This is a genomic window from Micromonospora sp. NPDC049139 (assembly GCF_055586845.1).
The window spans coordinates 102424-112540 of record NZ_JBVJHK010000022.1 but is presented as its reverse complement, the minus strand read 5'-3'; the positions used below and the strand labels follow the sequence as shown (position 1 = coordinate 112540).

Here is a 10117-nt window from a genome sequence, read left to right as displayed (position 1 = left end):
AGAGCCGTGCTCGACGCCACCCACCGGACCAGCCGGGATGCTCATGCAACCCCAGGACCACCGGGCTGATCAAGCACCGGAGTCCTTTACATGAGGCGGTCAGCCGGCGCAGGTGGTGGCGGGCAGGCCGGGCACCGGCACCGGGGACCGACCCTCCGGCCGTGCCTTGCCGGCCAGCACCCCGGCGAGGGCGGTCATCGACGCCCGGCTGGACGAGTACGTCGCCAGCAGGGTCGGTGACTTCGCCTTCGCCAGCACGTACGGGGTGTCCATGGCGACCGTGACGGCGGCGTCGGCGCGCAGGTCGCCGGCGCCATCGCCGTACCCGACCAGGTGCACCACCGTGCCGCCGCTGGGCACCACCTTGACCCCGGCCGCGGTGAGCGCCTCGGTCAGCGCCGCCCGGGTGTGGTCGCGCCCGCCGGAGGAGGTGACGGTCACCGGGCCCCGGACCCCGCCGCCGCAGGCGCCCCGGAACACCGTCACGGCCGCCGCCGCCAGGTCCGCCGCCGCCTTGCGGTGCGCCGGGCCGCCCAGCGTGGACAGCTCGGGCGCGGGCCGGTCGGCGAGCTTGAACTTCATGGTCAGCACCCGGGTCGCGGCGTCGACGAGGCGGGCCCGGGGCAACGAGCCGTCGCGGAGCGCGGCGAGCAGCCCGTCGTACGCCTGGCCGACGTGCGGCGTCATCAGGATCAGGTCGTTGCCCGCCTGCAGCGCGCGCACCGCCGCCTCCCCCGGCGACCAGCGCTTCGCCGGCGGCATGTTCATCCCGTCGGTGATCACCACGCCCTGGAAGCCGAGCTGGCCGCGCAACACGTCGGTGAGCAGCTTGCGCGAGAACGTCGCCGCGGTGCCCGGGTCCACCGACCGGGCGTCGAGGTGGGCGGACATGACGGCCATCGCGCCGGCGTCGATGCCGGCGGAGAAGGGCGGCCAGGCACCGGTCTCCAGCGCCTTGCGGGACTGGTCGAGCACCGGCAGGTCCTCGTGCGAGTCGGCGGCGCTGTGCCCGTGGCCCGGGAAGTGCTTGACGGTCGCGGCGACGCCCGCGGCCTGCAACCCGCGGACCGCGCCGGCCACCTGCCCCGCGGTCACCTTCGGGTCCGCCCCGTACGACCGGGAGCCGATCACGGTGCTGCGGGTGGCGAGCACGTCGGCGACCGGGGCGAAGTCGAGGTTGATGCCCATCGCGGCGAGTTCGGTGCCGGCCGCCCGCCAGGCGGCCTCGGTCAGCTCCGGCTTCCCGGCCGCGCCCGCGGCGAGGGCGCTGGGCAGCAGGGTCACCCCGTCGGTGATCCGGGTGACCACGCCGTACTCCTGGTCGGTGCCGATCAGGAACGGCGCCTGACCGGCGGGCAGCCGACCGGCGGCCTCGCGCAGGCCGGTGGTGAGTCCGCGGACCTGCTCCGGGTTGTCGACGTTGGTGGTCTCCTGGTTGCCCTTGGTCGGGTCGTCGGCGCTGAAGCCGACCAGGATCAGCCCGCCGAGCCGGTACCTGGCGATCATCTCGGCCGGGGTGTCCACCCCGGCGAGCGCCTGGTTGCCGGCCTTCGATCCGGGCGAGACCCGGGTCGCCGAGTCGCCGTAGGCGTAGGGCATCAGCACCTGGCCGACCAGGTCCTCGTCGGCGAGCGTGCCGACCAGGGCGGCGGCGCGGGCGGCCGGGTCGGCGGCGGGCAGGCTCGCGCCGGGTGTCGGGGTGGCCGCGGCGCTCGTCGACGCGGGCTCGGGGCGGCGGTCCGCCGGCCCCGAGCAGCCGGAGAGGAGCAGCGCGGTCAGGGCGGCGAGCGCGACGCCGGCACGTCGCGGGGTAGTCGACACGCGGCCCATCCCACCAGGTCACCCTTATCGGGGCAACCCGACCTTCGCGCCGCCGACGGGTCGGGACGCGGTCGGACGTGGGACGTCAGCCGACGCGGGTGAGCAGGGTCACCGGGGCGCCGTCGCCGGCGTAGCGGTAGGGCTCCAGCTCGGCGTCCCAGGCGGTGCCGAGCGCCTTGTCGAGCGCGTGCGCGAGGGCCTCCGGCGCCCGCGCGCCCGCCATCAGGCTGCGCAGCCGGTCCTCGCCGAGCTGGATGTCGCCGGCCGCGCCCACGGTCGCGCGGAACAGGCCGCGCCCCGGGACGTACATGAAGCGCTCGCCGTCGGCGCCGGCGCTCGGCTCCTCGGTGACCTCGAAACGGATCATGGGCCACTGCCGGAGGGCAGCAGCCAGCTCGGCGCCCGTCCCCGGACGACCGGTCCACCCGCACTCGGCCCGGCGGGCGCCGGGGTCGACGGGCTGAGCCGTCCACTGCAGGTTGACCGGCGCGGCGAGGACGCGCGCGATCGCCCACTCGACGTGTGAGCACACGGCGAGCGGGGTCGAGTGGACGTATACGACGCCACGCGTTGGCACGGTGACCTCCCGGAGAGCGAGGTGCGTCTTCCCCTACGACCTCGATCACCCGAGTGGCTTCTGGAACACATGATGACTGCTGTGACGGATGGTGCGCCAGGGAATCGGAAAATTCGCCGGTCGGAATAGTCGGACGGGTGACCGCCGTTGACCCCTCCAGACGCGATGACCAGCCAGGGACCGTGGTCGTGTACAGTTCCATCGGCGGCCTGTGCCGCGCACATCTTCCGCGGGCCCACTCACCAGGTGCCGTCCGCACAGCCCCCGGACGTTCCGTCCTCCCGTACGTCTTGCAAGGAGTACCTCCGTGGCGAGCAACACCTCTAAGACCGCGCGCGCGTCAGTCCGGGCCGGCCAGGCTGGCCAGGGTGGCGCCCTCAGCGTGCTGGGCGAGTTCAAGTACCTCATTCCGCTCAACGGCGGCAAGCACGCCTACGTGCGTAACCTGACCAACGGCAAGACCGCGCACCTGCGCACCGACTCCGAGGCCTTCGTCGAGGAGATCCGGACGCTGGCCGCCGCCGGCCACGCCGCGAAGATCCGGGCCGAGCTCAACAACCTCAACGCCACCCACCCGGGTGACGGCTGGGACGCCACCGAGAAGCGCCTCGTCGAGGCCGGCGTCTTCGAGGGCTGAGCCCTCCCCACGCGACACCTGGACCGCCCGTCGGGATCATCCCGGCGGGCGGTTCTTTTCACGCGCGCCTGACGTGTAAGGAAGGGCCCCTTCCTAACGCATTGCGTTAGGAAGGGGCCCTTCCTTACACGTCACCCCTCGAGCAGGGCGACCTCGCCGGTGGCCAGGTCGTAGAGGGCGCCGACCACGGCCAGCCGGCCGGCGGCGACGGGGCCGGCGAGCAGGTCGTCGGCGCGCAGCGCGGCCACCGTCCGCAGCACGTGCCGGCGGACCGCCAGCGGATGCGCCCGAGGATCGTCGACGCCCACCTCGGTCACCGCCGGGGCGATCTGTTCGACGAGGTGCGCCAGCGCGCCGCCCGGTGACCGTCCGCCGCGCAGCGCGTCCACGGCGGAGGCGACCGCGCCGCACCGCTCGTGCCCGAGCACCACCACCAGCGGTACGCCCAACTCCCCGACCACGTACTCGATGGAGCCGAGCACCGCCCGGTCGAGCACGTGCCCGCCGGTGCGGATCACGCAGATCGAGCCGAACGTCTGGTCGAAGATCGCCTCCAGCGGCACCCGCGAGTCGATGCAGCCGAGGAGCACCGCGTACGGCTGCTGGTCCCCGGAGGCCGCCGCGGCGGCGGCGGTGACGTCGTGGCCGTGGATCGGCTGGCCGCTGACGAACCGGCGGTTGCCGGCGAGCAGTTCCGCCAGGGCGGCCCGGGGTGTGCCGCCGGCCGCACGCCCGGCCGGCGCGGACCCGAGCGGCGTTGCCTGCGGCGACCCCATGCCCCCAGCTTGGCCGGCCCGGCCGGCGCCCGGACCGGGTTGCGAATCTTCTCACCGGCACGGTTGCCGTGGTGTCATGACGGGTAGCCGGTGTTACCACCGGGTATCTCCGGTGTTGCGGACCAGCGCGGCCTTGGGGAGGTGGCGATGCCGGAGCACGTCGAGGTACGTCTTCCCGACGACGTGCGGCTGCACGTCGAGGCGACGGGGCCGGCCGACGCCGAGGTCACCGTGGTGCTGCTGCACGGCTGGACGCTGGACGGGCGGGCCTGGCACCGGCAGCTCGCCGACCTGCGGGAACGCTTCGACGCCGCGGTACGGGTGGTGACCTACGACGCCCGCGGGCACGGCCGGTCGAGCTGCATGGCGCTGCCCACCGCCACCCTCGCCCAGCTCGGCGACGACCTGGCCGCGGTGCTGGACGAGGTGGCCCCGGACGGCCGGGTGGTGCTCGCCGGCCACTCGATGGGCGGCATGACGATCATGGAGTACGCGCACCGGCACCCCGAGCACTTCGCCGCACGCGCCGCCGGGTTGGTCTTCGTCTCCACGACGGCCGAGGGGCACACGCACACCGGCTACGGCCTGTCGCCCCGGATCGCCCGGTTGATCCGGCTCGCCGAGACCACCGGGGCCGGCGTGCTGGCCCGGTGCGGGTCCTGGCGGCCGCCCCGGGCACTGCTGCGGGCCCTGCGCCCCAGCATCCGCTGGATGCTCTTCGGCGACCGCTGCGACCCGCACGACATCCGGCTGGTCACCTCGGCGGTGGCCCGCGCCTCGCTCCGCTCGATCGGCGGGTTCCGCGCCTCGATCGGGGCGCAGCACCGGCTCGACACCCTCGCCCGGCTCGCCCACCTGCCGGCGGCGGCGCTGGTCGGCGACCGGGACCGGCTCACCCCGCCGCCGTGCGCCGAGTCGATCGCCGCCGCGCTGCCGGCGACGGAGCTGACCGTCTGTCCGGGTGCCGGGCACATGCTGATGATGGAACGCCCCGCCGAGGTCAACGCGGCGCTGGGCGGCGTGCTCCGCCAGGTGTTCGACGACGCCCGCTCCGCCGCTCCCGTCACCACCCGCGAGGGGTGAGGCGGGCCGGCCGGGCGGGGTGACGCGGGTTCCTTTCCCGCACCTCAGGCGCGGCTGGTTGCGCGCGGGCCGTACCCTCTTGCGGTTGGCCTGGCGTGGTTCGCGCGGTTCGCGCCGCCCGCCGCCCACGTCAGGAGGAGCGACCGTTGACCGACCAGACCACCCTGGCGCAGGAGACCGCCGTCGAGCAGCGGCACCTCGACCGGGTGTACGCCCGACTGGCCGAGCTGCGCCGGTCGGCGGTCCGCGCCGAGAAGGAGGGCTACCGGCTCGCCCGGGTCGGCAACTTCGGGGCGCTGGTCGAGCGGGACGCGATGGTGTTCCACGCCGCGCAGCGGCGGCACGTGCTGGACGCCGAGCACGAGGGGCTGGTCTTCGGCCGGCTGGACCTGCGCGACCGGCAGGTGCTGCACGTCGGGCGGCTCGGCATCCGGGACGAGGACGCGACCACCCTGGTGGTCGACTGGCGGGCCCCAGCCGCCGCCGCCTTCTACCAGGCCACCCCGGCGGAGCCGCTGGGCGTGGTGCGGCGGCGCATGATCCAGTCCTCCGGTGAGCGGGTCACCCGGATCGAGGACGACCTGCTCGATCCCGCCGCCGCGCCCGCCGACATGGCGGTGGTCGGCGACGGCGCGCTGCTCGCCACGCTGTCGAAGGCCACCGGCCGGGGCATGCGGGACATCGTCGCCACCATCCAGCGGGAGCAGGACGAGGCCATCCGCTCCCCCGGCTCCGGGGTGACGATCGTCTCCGGCGGCCCGGGCACCGGCAAGACGGCGGTCGCCCTGCACCGGGCCGCGTACCTGCTCTACTCCGACCGCAGCCGGTACGCCGGCGGCGGCATCCTGGTGGTCGGCCCGTCCTCGGTCTTCGTCGAGTACATCGCCTCGGTGCTGCCCTCGCTCGGCGAGGACACCGCCACGCTGCACTCGCTGGGCACGCTGTTCCCGGGCATGAGCGCCACCCGTACCGACCCGCCGGCCGTGGCGGCGGTCAAGGGCTCGCTGCGGATGCGCCGGGTGCTGGAACGGGCGGCCCGGGACGCGGTGCCGGACGGCCCGGCCGAGCTGCGACTGCTCTACCGGGGCGAGCTGCTCCGGCTGGACCGCCGCGAGCTGGACGCCATCCGGGAGCGGGCGATGCCCCGGGGCGCCCGCCGCAACGAGGTGCGCCGCGCCGGCTTCGACGGCGTCTTCGCCGCGCTCTGGGCGCAGGCCCGTCGGCTGGGCATCGGCCGGCTGCCCGAGCAGCGCGCGTTCGAGGACGAGGTCGCCGAGCGGCCGGAGTTCCGGGAGTTCCTCAAGGCGTGGTGGCCCCGGCTGCACCCCCGGCACGTGCTGGGCTGGCTGGCCCGCCCCGACCGGCTGCGCCGGTACGCCGGCGGGATCCTCTCCGGCGCCGAGATCCGGCTGCTGACCGACGCGTACCGGAGTCTGGACTCCGCCGGGCTGACGATCGCCGACATCGCGCTGCTGGACGAGCTGGACGCGCTGCTCGGCAAGCCGATGAAGCCGGCCCGGCGGAAGCGGGACCCGTTCCAGCTGGCCGGCGGGGTCCGCGAGCTGAGCACGTTCGCCGACCGGCAGCGCGCGGCCCGCGAGGCGGCGCGGCAGCGCCCGGAGGACTACCGGGAGTACGCGCACGTCGTGGTCGACGAGTCGCAGGACGTCTCGCCGATGCAGTGGCGCATGATCGGCCGGCGCGGCCGGCTGGCCTCGTGGACGGTGGTGGGCGACCCGGCGCAGACGGCGTGGACGGGCGACCCGGAGGAGCTGACCCGGGCCCGGGACCAGGCGCTGGGCCGGCGCAAGCGGCACCACTTCACCCTGACCACGAACTACCGCAACTCGGCGGAGATCTTCGCGGTGGCGGCGGCCGAGATCCGCCGGCTGCACCCGGACCTCCCGCTGCCCAGGGCGGTGCGCTCCACCGGCGTCGATCCGGTCGAGCTGGTGGTGCCGCCGGCGGAGCTGGAGACCGCCGTGGTGACGGCGGCCACGGCGCTGCTGGCCGAGGTGGAGGGCACCGTGGGCGTGATCACCCCGGTGCCCCGCCGGGACGAGGTGGCCGGGTGGCTGGGCGGGCTGGGCGCGCCGCGCCTGCAGGTGGTGACCAGCCTGGAGGCCAAGGGCATGGAGTACGACGGCGTGGTCCTGGTCGCCCCGGGTGAGATCCGGGCCGACCCGGGTTCGGGCGTACGGACGCTCTACGTCGCGCTGTCGCGGGCCACCCAGCGGCTGACCACCGTCGACCCGACCGGCTGAGTCGTCCCGGCCGCCGCCGGGCAGTCACTTGCACATATTGCGATGTGAGCATAGATTGAACCGGGTCCGGACGGGTGACGGAAGGTGGGCGCGTGGGTGCAGGTCATGACCACCACCACGGGTCGGTCGCGAATGCCGCGCACCGCCACCGGGGCCGCCTCTGGGCGGCGTTCGCGCTGCTCGGCGCCCTGATGGTGGTGGAGGCGGTGGCCGCCTTCCGCACCGGCTCGCTGGCCCTGCTGAGCGACGCCGGGCACATGTTCACCGACGTGCTCGGCATCGGCATGGCGCTCGCGGCGATCACCGCGACCCGGCGCGCCGGCGCGGACCCGCAGCGCACCTTCGGCCTCTACCGGCTGGAGGTGCTGGCCGCCCTGGCCAACGCCGTGCTGCTCTCCGGCGTCGCGGTCTACGTGGTCGTCGAGGCCGTACGCCGGTTCGGCGACCCGCCGGAGGTGCTCGCCGGCCCGATGCTCGCGGTCGCCGTGCTCGGCCTGCTCGCCAACGTGGCCGCCTTCGCCCTGCTGCGGTCCGGGGCGAAGGAGAGCATCAACATGCAGGGCGCATACCTGGAGGTGCTGGGCGACCTGCTGGGCTCACTCGGCGTGATCGGCGCGGCCCTGCTGATCGCCGTCACCGACTGGTGGTGGGCGGACCCGCTGGTCGCGGTGGCCATCGGGCTGTTCATCCTGCCCCGCACCTGGCGGCTCGGGCGCGCCGCGCTGCGCATCCTGGTGCAGGCCGCGCCGGAGCACCTCGAGGTCGCCAGGGTGCACGACCGGCTGGCCGCCGTGCCCGGCGTGGCCGAGGTGCACGACCTGCACGTCTGGACGCTGACCTCCGGGATGGAGGTGGCCTCGGCGCACCTGACCATGGCGCCGGGCGCGGAGGTCGGCGCGGTGCTCACCGCAGCCCGGACGGCCCTGCACGAGGACTTCCAGATCGAGCACGCGACGTTGCAGATCGAGCCGGGGGCGTCTCCCGGGGCCTGCGGGTCGGTTGAGTGGTAATGAGCACAGCCTTAAATCTGGGAGAGTATTGTTGACTTATGCCGGATTTGACGGTAAGCGGACAGGCACCCTCAGTCACCTGCGCTGCACCAGTCACACCGGCACCGGTAGGCTCGGTTCCGGCCTCCGCCAGGCGGCACCCACCGGTGCCGGCGGTGGCCGCCGCCTAATCGCCCGGCGGGGCGAACCGGGGAACCAAGTTCGTGGGGTGCATCCGCGTCAGCGGTAGGGATCTTCCGTCCCGAACCCGTCAGCTAACCCGGTCGGCGGCTGACGGAAGGACACGTGTATGCCAGTGATGGCACCTGTACGACGACGCGCCGCCCGGTTGGCGGCCCTGATCGCCGTGACGCTCACCCTCGGCGCCGCGGTCGCCCCGGTCACCACCGCCCCCGCGGCGGCCGCCTCCCGGGCCGGCCTGCTCGCCGCAGCCCCCGGCCAGGACCAGGAGGGCGGCACGCCCGCCCTGCGGGCCCAGCTCGAAGCCGCCAGCAAGGGCTACCTGGACGCCAAGCGGGCGCTGGACACGTCGGTCAAACGGCAGCAGCAGCTCGCCACGCAGCTCAAGACGACCGAGAGCGAGCTGACCGAGCGGAGCAGCAAGGTCGGCGAGATCGCCGGGGTGGCCTACCGGACCGGCCGGCTGGGGGTGGTGTCCGCCCTGCTCAACAGCAGCTCGCCGGACGGCTTCATGGACCGGGCCGCCGCTCTCGACGCGGTGGCCGCCAACGAGGACCGGGCGCTCCGCGAGCTCCAGGAGACCCGTGACCAGGCCGCCCGCACCAAGCTGGCCCTGGACGGCGAGATCCGGGAGCAGCGCAAGCAGGTCACGCTGATGGCCAAGCGCAAGGACCAGGCGGAGCGGGCGCTGACGGTGGCCAACCGGTCGCAGTCGAGCGGCGGCGGGCCGGGCGGCAGCTCCACCGCGACGGCGAAGCCGGCGCCGCGCAACTCCGACGGGTCCTGGCCGTCCGAGTCGTGCAGCGTCAACGACCCCACCCCCGCCAACGGTTGCATCACCCCGCGCACCCTGCACGCGCTCAACCAGGCCAAGGCGTCCGGCTTCACCCGCTACGTCTCCTGCTACCGCCCCGGCGGCTCCGGCGAGCACCCCAAGGGCCGGGCCTGCGACTTCGCGGCTCAGAAGAGCGGGTTCGGGGGCGACGCCACCGGCGGCGACAGGACGTACGGCAACAACCTGGCGACGTACTTCGTCAAGAACGCCGACCGGCTCGCCGTGCTCTACGTGATCTGGTACAGGCAGATCTGGCTGCCCAGCAGCGGATGGAAGTCGTACAGCGGCGCCAACGGCGACCCGTCCAGCGACCACACCAACCACGTGCACCTGTCGGTCTACTGACGCCCCGGCCCCGGTGACCCGCTCGCGGGTCGCCGGGGCGACCGCCTTCCCGCCGCCACCTCCCCGGCCGACGGCCGGGCATGCCGCCGTGTCGTCGATGCCCGGCTCAGGCGGGCGGTGACTCCGGCGGGTGCCCGCCCAGGGCGACGCCGAGCCGGGCCGCCAGCCCCAGGTGGGCGGCGCGCGCCTGGCTGAAGGCGTAGCCGAAGAGCGGGACCGGCGCGGTGAGGGTGATCTCGACGTCGATCCGGACCACGCCGTCCGGCTCGGCCCGCAGTCGGGTCCGGTTGCGCACCGTGGTGGCCGGCCACTGCCGCGCCACGGTGACGATCTCGTCCGGCCCGTCGACCAGGACGTCGGCCCGGTAGGTGACCGGCAGACGCAGCGGCCCGACGGCCAGCCGGTCGGTGATGAGGTAGCTGGCCCGCGCGCCGCGACGGGGCGACACCCGGCGGACCCGGGCGATCAGCGGGTGCAGGTCCTGCTGCCGGGCCGGGTCCGCGAGCAACCCTGCGGCGTCGGCGAGCGAGCAGCGCGCCTGGACGGTGTAGCTGAAGGAATCCCGCCTGAGCACGCCGTCTCCCCACCG

At 74.6% G+C, this 10117-nt stretch carries 9 protein-coding genes and 1 riboswitch; of the genes, 5 read left to right on the top strand and 4 right to left on the bottom strand.

Features of this window, described 5'->3' with window-relative positions; translation table 11 throughout:
- Positions 1-99: 99 nt before the first annotated feature.
- On the bottom strand, positions 100-1830 hold the full coding sequence (locus ACZ6Q9_RS29020; protein ID WP_396829179.1) for a glycoside hydrolase family 3 protein: 1731 nt from the start codon (positions 1828-1830) through the stop codon (positions 100-102).
- 76 nt (positions 1831-1906) lie between these two features.
- Positions 1907-2398 (bottom strand): DUF3145 domain-containing protein, encoded by a 492-nt coding sequence (locus tag ACZ6Q9_RS29015; protein WP_350707719.1) that lies wholly within the window; start codon positions 2396-2398, stop codon positions 1907-1909.
- Positions 2399-2705: 307 nt separating this feature from the next.
- Here ACZ6Q9_RS29015 and ACZ6Q9_RS29010 point away from each other — a divergent pair, with 307 nt between their 5' ends.
- A complete protein-coding gene (locus ACZ6Q9_RS29010; protein ID WP_393263165.1) occupies positions 2706-3035 on the top strand; it encodes a hypothetical protein in 330 nt (109 codons plus the stop codon).
- 131 nt (positions 3036-3166) lie between these two features.
- Here ACZ6Q9_RS29010 and ACZ6Q9_RS29005 read toward each other — a convergent pair whose 3' ends face one another.
- Positions 3167-3811, bottom strand: coding sequence for a carbonic anhydrase (locus tag ACZ6Q9_RS29005; protein ID WP_396829178.1), 645 nt, complete (start codon positions 3809-3811; stop codon positions 3167-3169).
- A gap of 147 nt (positions 3812-3958) precedes the next feature.
- Between ACZ6Q9_RS29005 and ACZ6Q9_RS29000 the strand changes: the two genes are divergently transcribed.
- The 4 genes from ACZ6Q9_RS29000 to ACZ6Q9_RS28985 all read left to right on the top strand — a co-directional run bounded on the left by ACZ6Q9_RS29000 (position 3959) and on the right by ACZ6Q9_RS28985 (position 9528).
- Entirely contained in the window at positions 3959-4894 is a 936-nt protein-coding gene (locus ACZ6Q9_RS29000) for an alpha/beta fold hydrolase (RefSeq protein ID WP_396829177.1), read from the top strand.
- Between the two features lie 146 nt (positions 4895-5040).
- A complete protein-coding gene (locus ACZ6Q9_RS28995; protein WP_396829176.1) occupies positions 5041-7158 on the top strand; it encodes a HelD family protein in 2118 nt (705 codons plus the stop codon).
- Between the two features lie 92 nt (positions 7159-7250).
- Positions 7251-8168: a cation diffusion facilitator family transporter gene (locus ACZ6Q9_RS28990; RefSeq protein WP_393459453.1), complete on the top strand. Its 918-nt coding sequence runs from the start codon at positions 7251-7253 to the stop codon at positions 8166-8168.
- A gap of 153 nt (positions 8169-8321) precedes the next feature.
- Positions 8322-8453, top strand: a riboswitch (cyclic di-AMP (ydaO/yuaA leader).
- Positions 8454-8466: 13 nt separating this feature from the next.
- Positions 8467-9528, top strand: coding sequence for a coiled-coil domain-containing protein (locus ACZ6Q9_RS28985; protein ID WP_396829186.1), 1062 nt, complete (start codon positions 8467-8469; stop codon positions 9526-9528).
- A 106-nt stretch (positions 9529-9634) separates the two neighbouring features.
- Here ACZ6Q9_RS28985 and ACZ6Q9_RS28980 read toward each other — a convergent pair whose 3' ends face one another.
- Entirely contained in the window at positions 9635-10102 is a 468-nt protein-coding gene (locus tag ACZ6Q9_RS28980; protein WP_393459456.1) for an SRPBCC family protein, read from the bottom strand.
- Positions 10103-10117 lie beyond the last annotated feature (15 nt).